This is a genomic window from Schaalia sp. 19OD2882 (assembly GCF_018986735.1).
Lineage (GTDB): Bacteria > Actinomycetota > Actinomycetes > Actinomycetales > Actinomycetaceae > Pauljensenia.
Genome location: NZ_CP065521.1, coordinates 2153443 through 2173248, shown reverse-complemented (window position 1 = coordinate 2173248; position 19806 = coordinate 2153443). Strand labels below are relative to the sequence as shown.

General features: G+C 68.9%; 19 protein-coding genes and 1 tRNA gene. 8 read left to right on the top strand and 12 right to left on the bottom strand.

Annotation, left to right across the window (positions count from 1 at the left end; all coding sequences use genetic code 11):
• The first annotated feature begins 77 nt into the window (after window positions 1-77).
• The 3 genes from I6B53_RS09495 to I6B53_RS09485 all read left to right on the top strand — a co-directional run bounded on the left by I6B53_RS09495 (window position 78) and on the right by I6B53_RS09485 (window position 3232).
• Entirely contained in the window at window positions 78-692 is a 615-nt protein-coding gene (locus tag I6B53_RS09495; RefSeq protein WP_216763988.1) for a TrmH family RNA methyltransferase, read from the top strand.
• A 102-nt stretch (window positions 693-794) separates the two neighbouring features.
• Complete coding sequence (gene fbaA, locus I6B53_RS09490) at window positions 795-1823, top strand: class II fructose-bisphosphate aldolase (RefSeq protein WP_216763987.1); 1029 nt, start codon at window positions 795-797, stop codon at window positions 1821-1823.
• Window positions 1824-1957: 134 nt separating this feature from the next.
• Window positions 1958-3232, top strand: a complete 1275-nt coding sequence (locus tag I6B53_RS09485) for a hypothetical protein (protein ID WP_253953858.1) — start codon at window positions 1958-1960, stop codon at window positions 3230-3232.
• A 34-nt stretch (window positions 3233-3266) separates the two neighbouring features.
• On the opposite strand, the gene I6B53_RS09480 is transcribed toward I6B53_RS09485, so the two are convergent.
• From I6B53_RS09480 to I6B53_RS09470, 3 genes are all read right to left on the bottom strand, one after another.
• Complete coding sequence (locus I6B53_RS09480; protein ID WP_216763986.1) at window positions 3267-4016, bottom strand: glycerophosphoryl diester phosphodiesterase; 750 nt, start codon at window positions 4014-4016, stop codon at window positions 3267-3269.
• Between the two features lie 101 nt (window positions 4017-4117).
• Window positions 4118-5527 (bottom strand): DUF4032 domain-containing protein, encoded by a 1410-nt coding sequence (locus tag I6B53_RS09475; protein WP_216763985.1) that lies wholly within the window; start codon window positions 5525-5527, stop codon window positions 4118-4120.
• Window positions 5528-5646: 119 nt separating this feature from the next.
• Window positions 5647-6774 carry an ABC transporter ATP-binding protein gene (locus I6B53_RS09470; RefSeq protein WP_216763984.1) on the bottom strand — a complete coding sequence of 376 codons (1128 nt, stop codon included), beginning with the start codon at window positions 6772-6774 and terminating at the stop codon, window positions 5647-5649.
• A 298-nt stretch (window positions 6775-7072) separates the two neighbouring features.
• On the opposite strand from I6B53_RS09470, the gene I6B53_RS09465 reads away from it, so the two are divergent.
• The 4 genes from I6B53_RS09465 (at window position 7073) to I6B53_RS09450 (ending at window position 10614) form a co-directional block, all read left to right on the top strand.
• Entirely contained in the window at window positions 7073-8923 is a 1851-nt protein-coding gene (locus I6B53_RS09465) for a serine/threonine-protein kinase (RefSeq protein ID WP_253953857.1), read from the top strand.
• Window positions 8924-8985: 62 nt separating this feature from the next.
• Entirely contained in the window at window positions 8986-9891 is a 906-nt protein-coding gene (locus I6B53_RS09460) for a thioredoxin (protein WP_216763982.1), read from the top strand.
• Between the two features lie 47 nt (window positions 9892-9938).
• Window positions 9939-10014, top strand: a tRNA-Thr gene (locus tag I6B53_RS09455).
• A gap of 168 nt (window positions 10015-10182) precedes the next feature.
• A complete protein-coding gene (locus tag I6B53_RS09450; protein WP_216763981.1) occupies window positions 10183-10614 on the top strand; it encodes a dihydrofolate reductase family protein in 432 nt (143 codons plus the stop codon).
• Here I6B53_RS09450 and I6B53_RS09445 read toward each other — a convergent pair.
• The 6 genes from I6B53_RS09445 to I6B53_RS09420 form a co-directional block, all read right to left on the bottom strand.
• Window positions 10607-10831 carry a helix-turn-helix transcriptional regulator gene (locus I6B53_RS09445; RefSeq protein WP_216763980.1) on the bottom strand — a complete coding sequence of 75 codons (225 nt, stop codon included), beginning with the start codon at window positions 10829-10831 and terminating at the stop codon, window positions 10607-10609. The two genes, I6B53_RS09450 and I6B53_RS09445, sit on opposite strands and share 8 nt — an antisense overlap.
• Window positions 10831-11685, bottom strand: coding sequence for an ABC transporter permease (locus I6B53_RS09440; RefSeq protein WP_216763979.1), 855 nt, complete (start codon window positions 11683-11685; stop codon window positions 10831-10833). Before I6B53_RS09440 ends, I6B53_RS09445 begins: the two co-directional genes overlap by 1 nt.
• Entirely contained in the window at window positions 11682-12527 is an 846-nt protein-coding gene (locus tag I6B53_RS09435; protein WP_216763978.1) for an ABC transporter ATP-binding protein, read from the bottom strand. Before I6B53_RS09435 ends, I6B53_RS09440 begins: the two co-directional genes overlap by 4 nt.
• Window positions 12528-12665: 138 nt before the next feature.
• A complete protein-coding gene (locus I6B53_RS09430; RefSeq protein ID WP_216763977.1) occupies window positions 12666-13646 on the bottom strand; it encodes a 1,4-dihydroxy-2-naphthoyl-CoA synthase in 981 nt (326 codons plus the stop codon).
• A 37-nt stretch (window positions 13647-13683) separates the two neighbouring features.
• The gene (locus I6B53_RS09425) at window positions 13684-13830 is read right to left on the bottom strand and encodes a hypothetical protein (RefSeq protein ID WP_216763976.1); all 147 of its coding nucleotides are present in this window, start codon (window positions 13828-13830) and stop codon (window positions 13684-13686) included.
• 96 nt (window positions 13831-13926) lie between these two features.
• A complete protein-coding gene (locus I6B53_RS09420) occupies window positions 13927-14712 on the bottom strand; it encodes a DeoR/GlpR family DNA-binding transcription regulator (RefSeq protein WP_216763975.1) in 786 nt (261 codons plus the stop codon).
• Between the two features lie 112 nt (window positions 14713-14824).
• Here I6B53_RS09420 and I6B53_RS09415 point away from each other — a divergent pair, with 112 nt between their 5' ends.
• Window positions 14825-16999, top strand: a complete 2175-nt coding sequence (locus I6B53_RS09415; protein WP_216765448.1) for a beta-galactosidase — start codon at window positions 14825-14827, stop codon at window positions 16997-16999.
• Between the two features lie 39 nt (window positions 17000-17038).
• Here I6B53_RS09415 and I6B53_RS09410 read toward each other — a convergent pair whose 3' ends face one another.
• From I6B53_RS09410 to I6B53_RS09400, 3 genes are read right to left on the bottom strand one after another with little or no spacing between them, the layout of a single operon-like run.
• Window positions 17039-17527 (bottom strand): phospholipase, encoded by a 489-nt coding sequence (locus tag I6B53_RS09410; protein WP_216763974.1) that lies wholly within the window; start codon window positions 17525-17527, stop codon window positions 17039-17041.
• 9 nt (window positions 17528-17536) lie between these two features.
• On the bottom strand, window positions 17537-18484 hold the full coding sequence (locus I6B53_RS09405) for a 1,4-dihydroxy-2-naphthoate polyprenyltransferase (RefSeq protein WP_216763973.1): 948 nt from the start codon (window positions 18482-18484) through the stop codon (window positions 17537-17539).
• Window positions 18481-19797, bottom strand: a complete 1317-nt coding sequence (locus I6B53_RS09400) for an AMP-binding protein (protein WP_216763972.1) — start codon at window positions 19795-19797, stop codon at window positions 18481-18483. The genes I6B53_RS09405 and I6B53_RS09400 overlap by 4 nt, the downstream gene beginning before the upstream one ends.
• Window positions 19798-19806: the final 9 nt, after the last annotated feature.

Below are 19806 nucleotides of genomic sequence, written 5' to 3'. Positions count from 1 at the left end.
GTGGCCCGGGGTCGCGGTCGGCCCCGTGGTCGAGGCCATCACCGTGGCCGCGAGGAGGATGCAGTGAGGAGGGTGCCGTGAGAAGTGACGAGGACGCGGCCGGTGTCGGGCCCTGGTCCGGCCCCCTCCCGGACGATCCGCGTCTTGACCCGGAACTGCTGGCCGAGGGCGACCGCCGAAATGTCGAGGACCGGTACCGGTACTGGACCATGGACGCCATTCGCGCCGACATCGCCCGCCGGGCCCTGCCCTTCGAAGTCGCCGTGGAGAACCTGGGGCACGACTTCAACATCGGATCCATCGTGCGCACGGCCAACGCGCTGGGAGCCGGCCGCGTCCACATCGTCGGACGCCGCCGCTGGAACCGCCGAGGAGCCATGGTCACCGACCGCTACATGCAGGTGGACCACATGCCCGACGCCCGTGTCCTGGCCGAACACTGCCGGGAAGGCGGCCTCGCCCTCGTCGGAATCGACAATGTCCCCGGATCCCAGCCACTGGAAGCACATGTGCAAACACATTCACTTCCCCGACGCGCCTGCCTGGTCTTCGGAGAAGAATCCGACGGGCTCAGCCCGGACATGCTGCGCCTTTGCGACCTCGTCCTGCACATCACCCAGCGTGGCTCCACCCGGTCGATGAATGTCGGGCACGCGGCGGCAATTGCCATGTGGGCCTGGGTGCAGGACTGATCGTGCCCCGGGCCTGATTGGGACCTTCTCCCGTCACCTCCACGAAGGTCGGTGTGGGAGAATCGACATCGACAGATTCTTCACGTCGATTAGGAGGCAGTTGTGCCCATCGCAACCCCCGAGACCTACGCCGCAATGCTCGATCGCGCCAAGGAAGGCAAATTCGCCTACCCGGCCATCAACATCACCTCCTCCCAGACCGTGACCGCCGCGATCCAGGGCTTCGCCGAGGCCGGCTCGGACGGCATCATCCAGGTTTCCGTCGGTGGCGCCGAGTACGCCTCGGGTTCGACCATCAAGAACCGCGTCACCGGCTCGCTGGCCCTGGCAGCCTACGCGCGCGAGGTCGCCAAGAACTACGACGTGACCATCGCCCTGCACACCGACCACTGCGCCAAGCAGAACATCGACTCCTGGCTGCGCCCCCTGCTTGAGCTCTCCGCCGAAGAGGTCAAGGCCGGTCGCCTGCCCTTCTTCCAGTCGCACATGTGGGACGGATCCGCCGTGCCGCTGGCCGAGAACCTGGAGATCGCCAAGGAGATGCTGGCCCTGTCCGTGGCCGCCAACACCATCCTCGAGGTCGAGATCGGTGTCGTCGGTGGCGAAGAGGACGGAGTCGTCGGCGAGATCAACGAGAAGCTCTACACCACCACCGAGGACGCCCTCAAGACCGTCGAGGCCCTGGGTCTGGGCGAGAACGGCCGCTACCTGACCGCTCTGACCTTCGGCAACGTCCACGGCGTGTACAAGCCCGGCCACGTCAAGCTGCGTCCCGAGATCCTGGGCACCATCCAGGAAGAGGTCGCCGCCAAGGTCGGACACCCGCACAACCGCCCCTTCGACCTGGTCATGCACGGCGGCTCCGGCTCCACCGCCGAGGAGATCGCGCTGGCGGTGGCCAATGGCGTCATCAAGATGAACGTCGACACCGACACCCAGTACGCCTTCACTCGCCCGGTCGTCGAGCACATGTTCCGCAACTACGACGGCGTGCTCAAGATCGACGGCGAGGTCGGCAACAAGAAGATGTACGACCCCCGCTCCTGGGGCAAGGCCGCTGAAGCCGGCATGGCCGCCCGCGTGGTCGAGGCCTGCGAGCGCCTGGGCTCGGTCGGCACCAAGATGGCCTGACGACTCCCAGAGCCGGTTCGCAGTGCCAGCAGCTCCGGACGGGCCCGTCGCACCCTCGGGTGTGGCGGGCCCGTCCGCATCATTGGGAGAATCCGGACGCGGCCCACGTGCGTTCCGGGCCGAGAAAGACGACAATGGAAGAAGAATCCGCGTCCAAGGGTGAGCGGATCGGAGAAAGGGGAGTGCGCATGGGCGCCCACCAGTGGACCCGCATCGAAGGCATGGTCATCGGGCATCGCCTCGACCCCGAGGGCGTCGCCGCAGAACTGCGGGACCGTGGCGTCCTTGCCCACATGGAGTGGTTCGAGTCCTCCCCACACCTGCTCGGCCTGACCTTGGCCGTCTCCACCGACCCGGATGCGGGTGGCGCCGTCGCCCTGGTCCCCAAGGGCGCTGCGCAGCCCCAACCCGGCCCCTCCACCGCGGACCTGGCCGAGGAACTTGCCACCCTCTTCGAGGCCGAGGTCCGATTGGGCCTCTCCGCAGCCGACCACCTGCCCGAAGGGGAGTCGCCCTTGGCCGAGTCCTACCCGGGCGAAGAGGACGAGGACGCCACCGGAGCCTCGCGTCTGGTCGAGATCGGCCGCACCCCTGCCTCGTCAGTGCCCCTGCTTGCGGCGCTCGAAGGCGTGAACCTGGCCGACCGTGAGCTGCCCGAAGGCCACAGGGCCCTCATCGCCCAGCTGCCCCCGGACAAACTCGGTTGGAACTTCGGTGAGCTGCCGCTGGTCACCCTGTCCGTCACCGATGGTGACTTCCAGGCCTTCCTGGTCACCGACGACCACATCGAACATGTCGTCACCCACAACTGGGGCATGGAGAACCTGCTGGTCACGGGCGCGGTCCCGGCCACCACTCTGCCCCAGGAGGTCCTGGACCTGGTGGGTGACGGCCCGGAACTCGCACTGATCGCGCAGGCCGTGCCCGGCGCCGACCGAGAGGCCTTCGTCGCCACCACCGGCCTCAAGGGTGACGCGGCCGTCGTCGAAGCCGTCGCGGCCCTGGGTCTGCCGGTCGAAGTCGCGTCCTTCCTGCTGGGGCGCACCGACCTCGAAGAGGTCGAAGGCTTCGAGATCCACCGCGCCCGCGGCATCTCCAACGCCATCGGACGAAGCGTCGACATCATGCTCACCGACCGTGAGAAGGTCGTCCACCCCGTCTTCGACGCCTACCAGGCCCTGTCCATCGACCGGCCGTGGATCGTCCGTTCTGCCGCAGCCGTCGAGGCCGCCATCGGTGCGGGCCTCATGGTCCTGTCCATCCGCGCCCCGCGCCCCCGCAAGTGGTGGGCCGTCGCGGGTGGAGTCGTCGGCGGACTCATGGTCGTGGACTCGGTGGCCGAAATCTTCCTGGCCAAGTACGTCCAGCGCAAGGACCGCGAACGGATGGAGTCCGAGTCCGACCTGTGACGAGGCGCCCGCGGAGGAGGCCGCCGCAGGCGGGTCAGCGGGCCAGGGCCTCGGCCGGGAAGTCCTGTGGGCGGTCGGTGAAGATGCCGTCGACTCCCCACGAGGCCAACTCACGCGCGGTGGCCACGTCGTTGACGGTCCACACGTTGACTTCGAAACCGGCCTCGCGGATCTCGGCGACTTCCTCTCGCGTGAGGCCCTCAAGCTGCGGGTGGACGGCCCGGCACTGGAGCAGGCGTGCCCCCTCCTGCCACGTCGGGCCGGCCTGGTCGGCGCGCGCGTGGAGCCATCCCAGTGCGATGTCGGGGCGTGCGGCGTGGAAACCGGCCAGCATGTCGTGGTCGAAGGAGGACACGAGGAAGTCCGTGGTGCGCACCCGGTCGATGGCCACCAGCAGGTTCTCCAACAGTTTCTCGCGCAGCTCGGTGGCGGCCCGGCACGGCTTGATCTCCAGGTTCATGCCCAGGCCGTTGGCGTTGGCAAAGGCGATGACATCGGCCAGTTCGGGGATGCGTTCGAATCGGTAGGCGGGGGAGAACCAGGCGCCCGCGTCGATGCGACGAAGATCCGAGTATCCGAGGCCGTGGTAGGGGCCGCTGGAGTTCGTCGTGCGGTCCAAGGTGTCGTCGTGGATGACCAACAGCGTGCCGTCCCCCATGACGTCCACGTCGAATTCGATCCGCTTCGCCCCACATTCCATGGCCTTGGAAAATGCGGCGATGGTGTTCTCGGGGGCCAGCGACGAGGCGCCCCTGTGGGCGAAGATCCGGGGGAACTCGGACAATTGTCTACCTTCCGAAGGGGCCTGTGCGGCCACGCCCGGACGTGGAGTCGTCCGAGGCCGCACGCCGAGATCCTACCAGCGGGCAAGGAGAGCGCAGCCGGTCACTCCACCACGGGGAGCAGGCCCAAGCCGGGCACGAAACGCATCTTCGGTGCCGGGGCCTCCTGCGCCCACGAACCCGCGTCCTGGGTGACATCCGGGTCCGACTGGGCATCGGCGTGCCCCAGCATCCCGTCCAGTTCCGCCGGGTCCTCGACCGCCATGAGCGAGGTGAACTCCGCCGTGTCCAATGGCCCCGGGTCCAGCAGCAGGGCCTCGTCGCGCTTCGTCGGCAGCACCGACTCCACGTAGGAGCGGATCACCTCGTCCGTCGGCAGGTCGTGCCCGGCCTCCAACGCCCGGAACCACCGGTGTTCGAGGAACTCGTGGAAAACCTGCCCCGGTTCCAGCTTGGCGGCCAATTGCGGGGGGATCGCCTCGATGACCGGCTCGAAGACATTGCGCATCCACTCGTGGGCGACGATCTCCAGCGGACGGTCGTCCTGGCCGGTGATCGCGCGGTAGGTCTGCAGGTCGTTGAGCATGCGCTGGGCCTGCTGCTCCTCCACGTCCAAGCCGGTCAGGCGCATGAGGCGACGGTGGTGGTGCCCTGCGTCGACGACCTTCGGCTGGATGACGATGCGTTCCCCGTCCAAGTCGGAGGTCATCCGCAACTCCCCGACATTGAAGCCCAGGTCGTTGAGGCGCTGGATGCGGGCCTGCACGCGCCAACGCTGACCGGCCTCGATGTACTCCTCCTCCGTGAGTTCGCGCCACAGATCCGTGTAGCGGGTGCGAATGCGGTCCCCGACCTCGACCGGGTCCTCATCGGCCGGGAAGTACGAGCCCGCCTGCAGGTCCATGAGTTCGCCGATGATGTTCGTGCGGGCCAGGTCCACGTCGTACTCGCGCTGCCCGCGGGTCAGGCCCGTCGGGTGCAATTCGCCGGTCTCGGCGTCGACCAGGTAGGCGCTGAACGAGCCCGCGTCCCGGCGGAAGAGAGTGTTGGACAGGGACACGTCCCCCCAGTAGAAGCCCAGCAGGTGCAGGCGCACCAGCAGCACCGCGAGGGCGTCGATGAGGCGGGTCGCCGTGTCGGGCGTCATGTGCTTGGAGAAGAGGGCGCGGTAGGGCAGGGAGAACTGCAGGTGCTCGGTGACCAGGACGGCGGCCAGTTCCTCACCCCTGCGGTCGTGACGGCCGGTGATCACGGCCGTGGGCAGCACCGAGGGCGCCTCAAGTCTGGACAGGTCGCGCAGCAGGGCGTACTCGTGGTGGGCGACGACTTCGCCGATCTCCTTGACCGCGATGACCCGGTCGGACAGGTGGACGAAGCGCACGACGTGACGGGACAGGCCACGCGGAAGGGCGGCAAGGATGTCGGAGGGCCACTGCTCCAGGGGGATCTCCCACGGCAGGTCCAGAAGGGCAGGGTCCACGGTCGCCGCGGTGATCTCCAGGGCGTTCGACATGCGCCCATTGTCTCATGCGGGTGTGGGGGCAGCACAGAGCCCCGCCCTCGTTCCCGCTGGTCTTGGGGACGAGGACGGGGCTCTGGGTGCTCCGTCGCGGGGCCGGGCGCCCCGGCTTCTCACTCCGGCAGGCGGTCGCCGGTCGACGCGCTGAAGTTGTGCTGCTGTCCGGGGCGGATGCGGGTGTGGATGATGCCGCCACGGGCCGGCGCGGTGCGCGGAGGAACACGGACGATGAGCTGCTTGGCGGCGCCCTCGGCACCCGAACCCAGGCCCTCGGAGCCCTCGCCGGCCAACTTGCCGTAGACGTAGGCGTCCGAGCCCAGCTCCTCGACGAACTCGACCTCGATCGGGATCGTGTTCTCGGTGCCCTCGGGGACGACCTCCAGGCCCTCGGGACGGAAGCCGATGGTGATACGGCCCTCGTCCGCAGCGGTCATGGCCTCGACCGTTGCTGCCGAAAGCGGGATGCGTGCCGGGCCCAGCTTGGCGACATTGCCCTCGACCTCGAACTTGCCGAGGTTCATCGCGGGCGAGCCGATGAAGCCGGCGACGAACTCGTTGGCGGGCTTCTCGTACATCTCCTGCGGGGTGCCGACCTGCTGGAGCAGGCCGCCGGCCAGGACCGCGATGCGGTCGCCCATGGTCAGGGCCTCGGTCTGGTCGTGGGTGACGTACACGGTGGTGACGCCCAGTTCACGCTGCAGGGAGGCGATCTGGGTGCGGGTCTGCACGCGCAGCTTCGCGTCGAGGTTCGACAGGGGCTCGTCCATGAGGAAGACCTGCGGCTTGCGGACGATGGCGCGGCCCATGGCCACACGCTGACGCTGACCGCCCGACAGGGCCTTCGGCTTGCGGTCCAGGTAGGGCTCCAGGTCGAGGATCCTGGCGGCCTCGTCCACGCGGCGCTTGATCTCGTCCTTCGGGGTACCCGCGATCTTCAGGGCGAAGCCCATGTTCTCGCGCACGGTCATGTGCGGGTACAGGGCGTAGTTCTGGAAGACCATCGCGATGTCGCGGTTCTTGGGCTGGACGTCGGTCACGTCCTTGTCGCCGATGAGGATTCGGCCGGAGTTGACGTCCTCAAGGCCCGCGAGCATGCGCAGGGAGGTGGACTTTCCGCAGCCGGAGGGGCCGACGAGGACCAGGAACTCGCCGTCGGCGATCTCCAGGTCGAGGGCGTCGACCGCAGGCTTGTCGGAGCCCGGGTAGATGCGGGTTGCCTTGTCGAAGGTCACGGTTGCCATGTTCAGTTACCTCTCCACCGGCAGGTACGTGCCGGACGATCCGTTGTGGAGACACCAGCGTCTTCGCTGGCGCCGTGTCGCCCTGACGGACCTCGCCGGACGCGACACTTCCCTGAACCTATCACTCCGTCTTTGCCAGCACCAGACCCTTTTCTGAAATCCTTCTGAAATCCTCCCGAATTCCTCCGTGCATCCTTGCGACCCCTGCGCCGAGCCAGGCCCGGTGTCACCACTCGTACCCCACGACCGTGTCTTCTCCTCGTGCCAGTAGGCTGTCCGTGTGAGGAGTGAGCGGAGCGTGGGTGGCTACCGTCTCGTCCATCGCCTGGGTGCGGGCGGGGCCGGGACCGTGTGGCTGGCCGAGGACGAGGGCGGTGGGCAGGTCGCCCTCAAACTCATCCATCCCGCGCTCGCCTCCAGCGACGAAGCACGCGAACGTCTGGTGCGTGAGGCCCGCATCGTCAATTCGGTCTCCGGCGAGGGCGTGGCGCACGTCCTCGACATCGAGGTCGAGGGCGCCCAACCCTTCGTCGTCACCGAACTCGTCGAAGGGCCCAGCCTCGCCTCGCTGCTCGACACCGGGCCCCTGCACCCCTACGACCTTGCGGCACTGGCCCGCCTGCTGCACTCGACCCTGGACAAGGTGCACGCCGCGCGGATCGTCCACCGTGACGTCAAGCCCTCCAACGTCATCTGCTCCCCGCAAGGGCCGGTACTCATCGACTTCGGAATCGCCTTGGCCGAGGGCGACCAGCGACTGACCTCGACGGGCCTCATCTCGGGAACCGCCGGATTCACCGCACCCGAATTGCTCACCGGCGAACTCGCCAGCCCGGACACCGACTGGTGGGCGCTGTCGGCCACATTGCTCAACGCGGCAACAGGCCGTCAGCCCTACGGGTCGGGGGCCTCCGGGCACGTCCTCATGCGGGTCATGGAGGGGCGGTGCGACACCGACGGGCTGTCGGAGGCACTCACCCGCGTCCTCCTCCAGGCCCTTGAGCCCGCCCCCGAGACCCGGCCGAGGCCGCAGCACTTCGTCGAGCTCTTCGAAGCGGCCTGTGGGGTCGAACCGGGTTGCGCCAGGTGGCGCGGAGTTCCTTCGCCCTTGAACGCCGAGGAAGCGGCCCGGGTGCACGCCGGCCTGGTCCCCCGGCCGATCGCGGGCGCCCCCTGGACGCGCCCTGCCCCTCCGCCCGCCCCCGATCGACCCATTGCCCTGGGGCTGCAGGGTTTCCCGGACGATTCGGCGACGACGCTCATGCCGGCTCCCACCGTCGGCGCGACCACGGCGTTGCCGGAGGGGCACACGCTGCCTCCGCCTCCCGTTCCCATGGACTTCAGGCCCACCCCGATCGGTCCCGGGGGTTTGAGGGCCCCCTTTGCGCCGCGCACCGCCCCTGCTGCGCCCGTGCCGGTGGCCCAGCATCCACCACCGCCTCCTGCACGCCAGGTGGTGGGCCCCTCGCCGGCTCCGATCACTGTGCAGCCCGCCCCGATCCTGCCCGTCGTCAACGTGATGAACGGCCTTCCCCTGTACATCCCGCGCTCTCCGAGGCCGGCGTGGTTCACGGGACTGTTCATGCTCATGCCGCTGGCAATGATCGCGGCCGTCGGTGGCGCCTACGGGTCCTGCGCCGTGCTTGCCGTGCTGCTCGTCACGGGCCTGCCGGGCGCACTGCACAGGGCCCGCGAGCAGCGGCGAGTGCGCCACTCGGGCCCGAAGGCCTCGGACACGTGGGCGGTGCTGGCGGCCTCGCCGTGGCACCTTGTCGTCCACGCTCTCTCACTGCTCTTCGGGCTGCTGGTGGGTGCGGCCACGGCCCTTTCCCTGTGGGCGGTGGCGGCCAATGTCATCGTCGGAGCCCCGAGCTGGTACTGGCCCTTCGAGGTCGTCACGGCCACGGGATCCGTGGAGGGCTCCCACCACTGGCTGCACGACCCCCTGTGGTTCGGCCTGCTCCTGGCGGACCTGTGGGTGACCTTGGCCATCATGTGGATGCTGCCCACGGGCGCGGACCTGCGGCGCGGTGTGGCCCTTGCCGCCGAAGCACTGCTGCCCCAGTGGTGGGCGCGTGGAGGAATGATCCTCATTGCGCTGGCCGTGGTCGGTTCCACATGGATGATTGCCACACTTGCCATGTCCTGAGGGGCGCCCTCGCCCGCCATGTGAGTAGGGTGGGAGCCGATTCAACCTGAAAGGTGGCTCCAATGGCCAAGTCCCGCCCTTCCTCCGACGCCGTCAGGGCAAAGGCCCAGCAGATGCGTGAGGCGCAGGCTCGCAAGGACCGCACCACCCGGATGTTGATCATCGGCGTTGTCGCGGCACTGGTCCTGGCCGTGGTGGCCACGGTGGCAGTGGTCATTTTCAACCGCCTTGAGGAGGAGCGCCGCGCCAACAGCTTCGACCCCGCGGTGCTCTTCGGCTCCTACGCCTCGGGCGCGCCGATCCTCGTCTCCCGTGAGGGTGTCGGCAAGGCCGACCCGAAACTGCCCACCGTCCACGAGTACTTCGACTACACCTGCCACATCTGCGCCGACCTGGACGTGGCGGCCGGAACCCAGATCTCCGATGCCGCGGTCAACGGCGAGTTCAACATCGCCTATGTCCCGGTGCGCACCGTCGATGCCGCCTACCACCATGTGGCCACCGGCGCCGTCCTCGTCGTCGCACAGGAGGCACCCGAGCACTTCCTCGCCTTCCACCACGCCCTGCTGGCCTACTTCCAGACCCAGTACAAGGCCAATGACGGCACCGTGGTGAGCGACAACCTCGCCTCGTGGCGCAAGGTCAAGGAGATCGCCGCCTCTGTCGGCGTGCCTTCCGAGGTCACCGACAACTTCCCCGGAGCAGGCGTGTCCAAGGCCTACCTGGATGCGACCACGGCCGCCTGGGGGGCCACCCGGTACCAGGGTCGTGCCGTCAACGATGACGGCTCCACCCGCTACGGCACGCCGGAGTTCGCCGCCGGAGGCGTCATCGCCCAGTACACCTCCTTGGACAAGGACACGGTGCTGGCAGCCATTCGCGCAATCGCCAAGAACGCACCGGCGTGGGAGGACGAGATGCCCCAGTCCGGAGCGGCCCAGTCCGGAGCCGCCCAGTCCGGGAACTGACGGCCCGAATTCTGCCCGGGTGCGTCTTCATGGCACACTTGGGGCGCGCCACCTTAGCTCAGTTGGTAGAGCACCCGCCTTGTAAGCGGACGGTCGTGGGTTCGAGTCCCACAGGTGGCTCCATGTGTCCGAGGTTGGGGCACGACATTGCCCTGACGTGAAGGACGACTGACATGCCCCGCTGCCTCATTGCCGGACTCTTCCATTCCCTTGACGGCATCACCTCGGATCCGCACACCTTCCAATTCGACAGCTTCGACGAGGACCTCGGGGAATTAGCGGATCGACACCGTGGTCCTGGGGCGTGTCACCTACCAGGAGTGGGCGCCGTACTGGCCGACGGTCACCGATGGCGAGGACGCGGGTTTTGCGGACTTCATCAATTCCACGCCGAAACTGGTGGCCAGCAGGACACTGACCCCGGCACGGATCACGTGGCGGAACTGCGAACTGATCGACGGGGACATGATCGAGGCCCTCTCCCGCCTCAAGGAGGGTGAAGGCGGGGACATCGCCATCCAGGGGTCGCTGTCCGTCGTCCGCCAATGCCTTGAGGCAGGACTGATGGATGAACTCACACTCATCATCCATCCCGTGGTCGCCGCCAAGGGGAGAGGTCTTTTCGACACCATGGCCACGACTCGCCTGGAGCTGCTCAGTGCCCGCGCCACACGCAAGGGCAACATCGTGGCCACCTACGGTCCTAGGCGCGAGCTCAACTGAGCCTGGGGAACTGCTCCAGCGAGAACACCGACTCCACGGGGACTTCGAAGAAGCGCGCGATGCGCAGGGCAAGGGCCAGCGAGGGCGAGTACTCGCCACGCTCCAGGTAGCCCACCGTCTGGTAGTGCACACCCAGCGCATCCGCCAGCTGCTTGCGCGAGACCTTGCGGTCTGCGCGCAGGACGGCGATGCGGTTGTGCACCAGGTCGTCGGCCATCAGAGTCCTGACTGTGCTCGGAGGGTGGAGCGGACCTTCTCAAGGGTACTCAGCGTCTCCGCTCGGAAGCCCCTGCGCACCACTTGGGCGGCCACGGGGAAGCCGATGACCGCCCACGCCGCCAGGATCGCCACGCACAACAGCGGGTGGGCGCCGACGCTGACCGACACATTCGCCGCACTCGCCGTGACTGCGGGTTCGGCGGCGCCCAGCAGTGCCCAGCGCGTGAGTTCCGACGCCCACCGGAAGGGCAGGAGCGCTTGCAGGACTCCCACCCACGTGGGCATGGCACTCAGCGGGATGAAGGCCCCGGAGGTGGCGAACAGGCCGAGGATGACCGCCATGGACAGCATCATCCCGTACACGTTGCGCACCAGTGAGCCCAGGATGAAACCGATGGGCGCGCACGCCATGCTGGCCAGCAGCGCCACCGCCGCGGTCAGGGCCACCTGGGCGGGGCCGATCCCCAGGGAGGGGAAGGAGACGAGGACGACGACGAGCACCCCGGTCTGCGTGATCGTCAGGGTCGTCAGATGGGTGAGGGCCCTGCCGATGGACCAGGCGAGTCCCCCGTGCGGTAGGGTCCGTACCCGCAGCAGCGTGCCGGAGACGCGCTCGGAGTAGTAGGTGCTCACCAGTTCCAGGGGCAGCAGGGCCGCCAGGGCGCCGATGGTCCCGGTGAGCAGGAAGGGGCCGAATCCGTGGGCGAATTTCGAGTCGGGCCCGTTCACCCACACGAGGATGCCCAGGACAATCCCGGGGAAGAGCAGGGAGATGAGGGAGGGGCCCAGGACAGAGGGCTTGAGGTCGACGCGCGCCTGGTGCAGGGCGGCCGTGAGGACGGCGCGGATCACTGGTTCTGCTCCTTCTTCATGAGGGCCAGGTAGGCGTCCTCCAGGGTCGGCCGGGTGACAGTGAGCTCGTGGACCTCGCGTCGCAGCAGCTCACGCAGGAACTCCTCGGGGGTCTCGGTGGAGTGGACGTGGGTGCGGCCGTCCTCGACCCACGTGACCTCCGTGCAGTGGGAGTGCGCGGCGAGGATCTGGTCGGCGGTGCCCGTGACCGCGATGCGGCCGTCGCGCATGATGGTGATGACCGAGGCGATCTTGTGGGCTTCGGCCAGGTCGTGGGTCGTGTAGACGACGGCGGCCCCGCGGTCGACGCAGTCGGCGACGAGGTCGTGGATCTCCGCCTTGGAGACGGGGTCGAGGCCGGTGGTCGGTTCGTCGAGGATGAGGACCTCCGGGTCGGAGATCAGTGCGGCCGCGAAGTCGATGCGGCGCCGCTGCCCGCCGGACAGGCTGGAGAGTTTGCTGCGGGCCTTGTCGGCCAGGCCCACTGCGGACAGGACCTCCTCCACGCTGCGGGTGGCTCCGGCGGCACTGTGCAGGACCCGGATCCACTCCAACTGTTCGCGCACGGGCCACTTCGGGTGGTCACTCCAGTTCTGTTGGACCAATCCGATGCGGCTCCAGAAGGCGGCGGGGGCCTTTCGTGGATCGACGCCGAGAACGCGAACGCTGCCGGAGTCGGGGGCCACCGAGCCGAGGATGTTCTCCACCAGCGTCGTCTTGCCCGTGCCATTGGGTCCCAGGAGGCACAGGAGTTCTCCGGGTTCGAGGACGAGGTCGATTCCCTTGAGCACTTCCTCGGTGGTCCACGTGAAGTGCAGGTCCCTCACGTCGATGGCGCTCATCCGAACCTCCTGTCAGGGTGCCCCGTGCGCGCGCTGGTGTGCATGCACCTGTACGCACATTCTGATGCGTGCATACTGCCAAATGTAGTAGACCTACTACATTCCGGCAAGGGCTCGATACGAGGGTGGTGTGCCCCTTCAGAAGTAGTAGGGGTGCTCCGACCAGTCCGGCTGGCGGTGTTCGAGGAAGGCGTCCCGGCCCTCCTGGGCTTCGGCCGTCATGTAGGCCATGCGGGTGGCCTCACCCGCGAAGACCTGCTGGCCCGCCAGGCCGTCGTCAGCAAGGTTGAAGGCGAATTTGAGCATGCGGATCGCTTGGGGCGACTTCGTCGAGATCGTCCGCGCCCACTGCAGGGCGACCTCCTCCAACTCGGCGTGCGGGACGGCCCTGTTGACCACGCCCCACCTCTCGGCGGTGGCCGCGTCGTAACGCTCCGCGAGGAAGAAGATCTCCCGGGCCCGCTTGTCTCCGCACTGGCGGGCCAGCAGCGCCGACCCGTAGCCCGCGTCGAAGGAGCCGACATTGGCATCGGTCTGCATGAAAGCGGCATGTTCGAGGGAGGCCACCGACAGATCGGCGACGACATTGAGGGAGTGCCCGCCGCCGGCGGCCCATCCCGGAATTGCTGCAATGACGACCTTCGGCATGGTGCGGATGAGGCGCTGGACCTCCAGGATGTGCAGGCGACCCGCTCTTGCCGGGTCCACCTGCTCGCGCCGCTGGGCGATCCCGGCCTGGGCGTCGGCGCCCTCGACCTCGTACCTGTAGCCGTCACTGCCCCGCACCCGCTGGTCCCCGCCGGAACAGAAGGCGTACCCGCCATCCGTGGGGGAGGGGCCGTTGCCGGTCAGGATCACCGCGCCCACGTCACTGGTCATGCGCGCATGGTCGAGTGCCCGGTGGAGCTCGTCGACCGTCCGGGGGCGGAAGGCGTTTCGGATCCGCGGCCGGTCAAAGGCGATGCGCACCACCGGCACGTCCTCGCCCGCGGGGCGCCCGTCCAGGTCCGGGCCGCGTGAGACTCCCCGGTGGTAGGTGATGTCGGAGAAGTCGAAACCCGCGACCTCGCGCCAACGGGAAGGGTCGAAGGTGTCGGAGACGAAGTCCAGTGCGCTCATGGGCACAGGGTACGTGGCCCGTGCCTCCCGATGGGATTCAGCGCTGCTGGTCGGCCGGGCGCCCGCCCGGGAGTTGTACCAGGATCTGTTCCAGGGTCGGCGGCGAAAAACCCGGCCACACGCGCACCCCCACTGCGAAGGTTTCGCGGCGCGGGACCTGCGGGGTCAGGACGAGGTCACGCACTCCCTTGCCCTGGAGGACCCCGCGCGGGCCGGGGCGGTCGTTGTGGAGTTCATGGTCGCCAGCCAGTCGGAAGGCGGGTGAGGGCGTCGGTCCGGGTCAGACCAGGTCGACCCGGACCCCTGCCTCCCTGTGGCGGGCCACCAGCTCCGCGGAGGCGGCGTCATCGGTGACGAGGACGTCGATGGAGGACAGCGGGGCGATCCGTGCGAAGGCCGTGGCCCCCAACTTCGTGTGGTCGGCCACGGCGATCACCCTGCGGGCCCTGGCCACCAGATGGGCATCGACTGCCGCCTCACCGTCGTCCCACGTGAAGGCGCCCTCGTCATTGAGGGCGTGGATGCCCAGGAAGAGGGCGTCGATGGCGACGGAATCCAGGACATGACTCGACAGCGGGCCGATGAGCTCGAAACTCATGGGACGCACCACCCCGCCGGTGAGCACCACCCGCATGTGGGGGCGCACGGCCAACTCATTGGCAATGTTCACCGCATTGGTCACCACCACGACCGCCTCCGTCGTCGCACCCGACTGCAGATCCGTGCGCAGGGCAAGTTCGCGGGCCACCTCGGTGGTGGTGGTCCCTCCGTTCAGGGCGATCGCCTCGCCGGGGGAGACCAAGGACGCGGCGTGCACCGCGATCCGGCGCTTCTCGCGGGCGTGGCGGGCACTGGACTTGTACCTCAGGGGAATGTCCGACGAGGTCGGCGAGGTCGTCGCCCCGCCGTGGGTGCGGGTGATGAGCTGCTGCTGGGCCAACTGGTCCAGGTCGCGTCGGATCGTCGCCGCCGAGACCCCCAGTGAAGTCACGAGCTGGTCGACGGACATCGTCTCGTGGGTGGAGATGAGCTCGAAAAGTGCCGTCAGGCGCTCATGGCGCTTCATCACCGGCTCCTTCCCTCACACCGACATCACCAGAGCGTACAACCGGGCGGGCAGGTGACGGATACTGGAAGGGCCGTCCCCGCCCTCGTCGAAGGAGACCACCGTGCCCGGAATGGATGTCCTTGCCCTGACGGCCCCCGCCTACGGGGGCGACTGGAATCCCGAGCAGTACTTCGACCAGTGGGGCCGGGCCCAGACCCTGGAACGCGACATCACCCTCATGCGCGAGGCCGGCGTCACCCTGGTCACCCTGGGAGTCTTCGCATGGTCGCGACTCGAACCGCGCGAAGGGCGCTACGACCTGGACTGGATGGAAGAGGTCCTCGACCGCTGCCACGAGGCCGGGATCATGGTGGACCTGGCCACCGGCACGGCCTCGCCGCCCGCGTGGATGGCCACCGACCATCCCGACACGCTGCCCGTGCGCCGAGACGGGGTGCGCCTGTGCTTCGGGTCGCGTCAACAGTTCTCACCCTCCTCGGCCACCTATCGACGCGCCGCAGTGGGGCTGGCCACCGCAATGGCCCGACGTTTCGGGACCCACCCGGCGCTCGTCATGTGGCACGTGGGCAACGAGTACGGCTGTCACGTGCGCGAATGCTTCTCCGAGGAATCCCGCGCCGCCTTCCGCGCGTGGTTGGCCCAGCGCCACGGAAGCATCGAGGCCCTCAACTGCGCATGGGGCACCGACTTCTGGTCGCAGCGTTACACGGACTTCTCCCAGGTGGACGCCCCCGGTGAGATGCCCACCTTCCACAATCCCGCTCAGGCACTGGACTGGCTGCGCTTCAACGACCACCAGTTGCGCAGCCTGTACCTGGCCGAGGCCGAAGCGATCCGCGCCCACTCCTCGGCGCCCGTGATGACGAACCTCATGGGCGCCTTCCCCGCCCTGGACTACCGGCGTTGGGCACCCCACCTCGACCTGGTCGCCGACGACTCCTACCCGGACCCCGCCGACCCGGCAGCCGCCCACGAACTGGCCTTCGCGGGAGACCTCATGAGGGGCCTGGCCGGCGGCGGGTCGTGGATGCTCATGGAACAGGCGCCCTCAGCCGTCCAGTGGAGGGCACGCAACAGCCCGAAGCGTCCCGGGCAGTTCCTCCTGTGGTCCTTGGCGCGACTTGCCCATGGCGCCGACGCCCTCCTCCAGTTCCAGTGGCGTCAGAGCAGTGCCGGCTCGGAGACCTTCCACTCCGGCATGGTTCCCCATGCGGGAGCCGACTCGCGCACCTGGAGCGAGGTCGTGCACACCGGGCAGGTTCTGTCGCGCCTGGGCGAGGTCGTCGGCACCCGCGTCGAGGCCGAAGCCGCCGTGGTCCTGGACTGGGAGTCGCAGTGGGCGCGCCATGCGTGCATCGGGCCGACCGAGGAGCAGGGGTTCTTCACCGGTGCGCGCGCCTGGCACCGGAGCCTGTGGGAGGCGGGTCACCAAGTCGACGTCGTCGGAGTCGAGGACGACCTGTCGACCTACCGCCTGGTCGTCGTGCCGGAGATCTTCATCGACCGCCCGGAGTTCACCCGGAAACTGGAGCAGGCCGTGGCCGGCGGCGCCCAGGTGGTGGTGGCCGGCCCCAGCGGGGTGGTCGACGAGACGGGCAGGGCGATCCTGGGCGGCTACCTCGGGTCGCTGCGAGAACTCCTCGGAGTTTCGGTCACCGACCATGCGGCCCTCACGGGCCCCGCAGCCACAGCCGCCCACGAGGCACCCCAGTGGCGCCGCGGCGAGGCCGTCCACCGGCTCACTCGCGCCGTCGGCGCACCCGGCGCGCTCACATGGGTGGGGTTGGAGGCAAACTCCGAGCCGCTGCGCCGCGCCCTGGAACGCCTGGGCTCACCCGCCCCGGACCTGCGCGCAGGCATGTGGGCAGAGGAAGTCCGCCTGCTGGAGCGGGCCCCGGGCGAAGGACCCACGGCCCAGGTCGTCGCCTTCTTCGACGGGCGTGGGGCAGGGGTGGACCTGGCGGGTCGTGCCGCCGTCACGCGGCGTGCACACGAGGGCGGGGGTGGCGGGGCCGCCTGGTACGTGGCCTGTGACCTGGACGCCCTCTCACGGGCGGCCCTCCTGGACGTCCTCGCCGCCCATGCGCGTGTGCGGCCCGTCATCGCCGGGCTGCCCGACGGGGTCGAGGCCTCTCGTCGCGCGAATGTGCTCTTCCTGCTCAACCACGGGGACCGGGCGGTCGAGCTCGGCGGAATCGTGGGCACCGACCTCGTCTCAGGGGCCGAGTGCACGGGGCACGTGTTGCTCACTCCCAGGTCGGGGATGGTCGTGCGGCAAAGGTGAAGAAGGGACCGGCCCGTGGCCCGGCAGTCCGAGTCCTGCTCAGTCCTGGGCCTGGTCGGGGTTCTCGGCCTCATCCGTCTCGTCCGCGGGCGACTCCGGCGTCGTCTCGGTGGGCGACTCCGGGTTCTGGTCGCGGCGGCCCGATGCGCCCTGCGAACGCTGGCGTTGGATCTCCCGCTGCAACTTGAAGAGGAACTCCGGGTCGTCATCGGGTGCCACAGGGGAAGCCGAATCCGCATCGGTGCCGGTGAAGGTCTTCCCGATGCTCCGCGCGATTCCTCCGAGCAGCGGTTCGGAGCCGCCGTCCACCTCTTCGCCGCGCTGACGGGCTTCGGCAAGCTGCACCCGGCGCACGACGATCCACGCCAGAGCGCCGATGGAGAAGGTGGGCGCCGTGATGAGGATGATGAAGAGCCACGCCACGCGGGGAATGCGTCCGGGGGTGTTCTCCTCGGGCGTGCGCGCCCAGTCGGCGACGGCGTACACCGTCACGGAGATCCACAGGAGGACAAGGAGGACTCTGGCCACCCCTCGATCCTACGGGAGCAGAGCCAATCCGGCCCGTGCCAGCAGGGCCAGGCAGGCGATGCCCGCCCACACGAGCATGACCTGGCCCGTGCGCTTGAGGGCCAGGACGTGTTCGGACCCGGTCCTGGCCCCACGCGCCAGGCGGGCCGGAACGGCCGCCATGACCAGCCACACCACCGTGACGAACATGGCGATCGCCTCACGACTGCATGCGTGCAGGACCACGGCGAAGAGCCCCAAGCCGGGCAGCGCCAGACAACCCGAGAAGACGATGAGCGAGACCCGTCTCCCGAGACGCACCGCCAAGGTCCTCTTGCCGGCCACGGCATCGGTGTCGATGTCACGGATGTTGTTGACCATGAGCATCGCCACCGAGAGCAATCCCAGCGAGGACGCGGCGACCCACAGCCACCACGGGGCCTGCGGCACCTGTGTCCATGTGGTCCCCACACAGGCCATGAGCCCGAAGAAGACGAACACCATGAGTTCGGACACACCGATGCCCATGTACCCGTAAGGGGTGCGACCACCCGTGTAGAACCACGCGGCCACCACGGCGGCCACTCCCGCCACCGCCAACCACCACTGGCCCGACAGCCACAGCAGTGCCAGACCCGCCAGGCCCGCCACGGCGAAGCAGCCCAGGGCGGCCGCCAGGACCACCTTCGGAGGGACCAGACCCCCTCCTGTCAGACGCGGCGGGCCCACACGGTCCTCGTCCGTTCCGCGGATCCCGTCGGAGTAGTCATTGGAGTAGTTGACCCCCACCTGCAGTGCCAGGGCCACTACAAGGGCAAGGGCGGCGCGCCCGGGAGCCCAGGTGCCGAGGTTCACGGCGGCGGCCGTCCCGACCAGGACCGGCGCGGCGGCCGCAGGCAGGGTCCGCAGGCGAGCCCCCTCCACCCAAGCGGCCGCCACGGAGGGCCTCGACGAGGGCGACGACGAAGAGCCGGTCATCTGCGCCACTCCCGGACGGCGGCCTCGTCCTCGACGAAATGGCGCAGGGCGCGACGGTCGATCTTGCCGGTCGGCAACTGCGGCAGCGAGTCGGCCACGACGACCCGTCGCGGCGCCTGCGGGCGCCCCAGGAGGGAGCCCACATGGTCGCGCACGGCCTGCCCGAAGGAATCCGGGTCGACCTCGGCAACCGGGGCGCGCGGCACGACGATCGCCGTCACCACCTGGCCCCAACGGGCGTCAGGACTGCCCAGCACCCACGAGTCCAGGACCCCGGGCATCGAATTGACCGCATTGCGCACCGGCGCGGGGGCGATGTTGAGCCCACCGGAGATGATGACGTCGTCGGCCCGGCCAAGGACCTCGACCATCCCCCCGGCGTTGATCCGCCCCAAGTCCCCCGTCACCAGCCAGCGGCGGCCGCCCTCGTCGAGGAAGGGCGCCTCGGCGTCCAGGTAGCGGGTGAAGAGCATCGGGCCGGAGATCGTCAGGCGCTTCGTGCGATCCACCTCGACGGTGCGCACGCTGGTGCCGGGCAGGGGACGGCCGTCGTAGACGCAGCCGCCGCAGGTCTCCGTCATCCCGTAGGTCTGGACGATCGCCAAACCGCGCTCGCGGGCGGCGCGGAGCATCGTGGGGTCCAGGCCGGAGCCGCCGACGAGGATCGCCCGTAGTTTCGCCATCTCGTCGAGGACCTCGTCAGGGCCTTCCAGACATGCGCGCAGTTGCACGGGCACCAGCGACAGGTAGCCGGGAAGATCGGGGTCCTGCGTGGCGCCGCGCAGGGCGGGCAGCAGGTCCAGGGGGGAGAATCCTGCGGAAATGTCGACGACCTGCGGCGCGATCTCGGCCACGGCCGCGCGCACGAGCACCATGGCGCCACCGACGTGGTGGGCGGGCAGGGCAAGGATCCACTTCCCGGGGCCGCCGAGGACGTCGTGGGTGGCCTTGGCCGAGGCCACGAGCGCCTCGACCGACAGGCCCACCAGTCGCGGCCGACCTGCTGTGGACCCCGACGTGGCCAGGACCAGGTCGACCCCCCTCCAGAAGGCCGGATCACCCAGATGGGGGACGACCTCGGGGAAGGCGTCGGCGGGGAAAGCCTCTTCGAGGCCCATGGCCGCGGTCCTCAGTGACGAGGGCGGGACCAGAGCGGGGTCACGTACGACCGCGATCGTGTGGGGCGCACGGTGGTCGGGATCGGCAAGGCGCTCCGCGCGAAGCTCGACGATCTTGTGGATGGCGGCGTGTGCCAGGGCGACGGCGCCGATGCCGGTGCCTCCGGGTACGAGCAGGACTCGTGGGTCGCTCATCGGAGGCTC

Coding starts and splice junctions, on each gene's coding strand:
- I6B53_RS09485 (WP_253953858.1), top strand. CDS start 1,958: ATGGAAGAAGAATCCGCGTCCAAGGGTGAGCGGATCGGAGAAAGGGGA.
- I6B53_RS09475 (WP_216763985.1), bottom strand. CDS start 5,527: ATGTCGAACGCCCTGGAGATCACCGCGGCGACCGTGGACCCTGCCCTT.
- I6B53_RS09470 (WP_216763984.1), bottom strand. CDS start 6,774: ATGGCAACCGTGACCTTCGACAAGGCAACCCGCATCTACCCGGGCTCC.
- I6B53_RS09460 (WP_216763982.1), top strand. CDS start 8,986: ATGGCCAAGTCCCGCCCTTCCTCCGACGCCGTCAGGGCAAAGGCCCAG.
- I6B53_RS09445 (WP_216763980.1), bottom strand. CDS start 10,831: ATGGCCGACGACCTGGTGCACAACCGCATCGCCGTCCTGCGCGCAGAC.
- I6B53_RS09435 (WP_216763978.1), bottom strand. CDS start 12,527: ATGAGCGCCATCGACGTGAGGGACCTGCACTTCACGTGGACCACCGAG.
- I6B53_RS09430 (WP_216763977.1), bottom strand. CDS start 13,646: ATGAGCGCACTGGACTTCGTCTCCGACACCTTCGACCCTTCCCGTTGG.
- I6B53_RS09420 (WP_216763975.1), bottom strand. CDS start 14,712: ATGAAGCGCCATGAGCGCCTGACGGCACTTTTCGAGCTCATCTCCACC.
- I6B53_RS09415 (WP_216765448.1), top strand. CDS start 14,825: ATGGATGTCCTTGCCCTGACGGCCCCCGCCTACGGGGGCGACTGGAAT.
- I6B53_RS09405 (WP_216763973.1), bottom strand. CDS start 18,484: ATGACCGGCTCTTCGTCGTCGCCCTCGTCGAGGCCCTCCGTGGCGGCC.
- I6B53_RS09400 (WP_216763972.1), bottom strand. CDS start 19,797: ATGAGCGACCCACGAGTCCTGCTCGTACCCGGAGGCACCGGCATCGGC.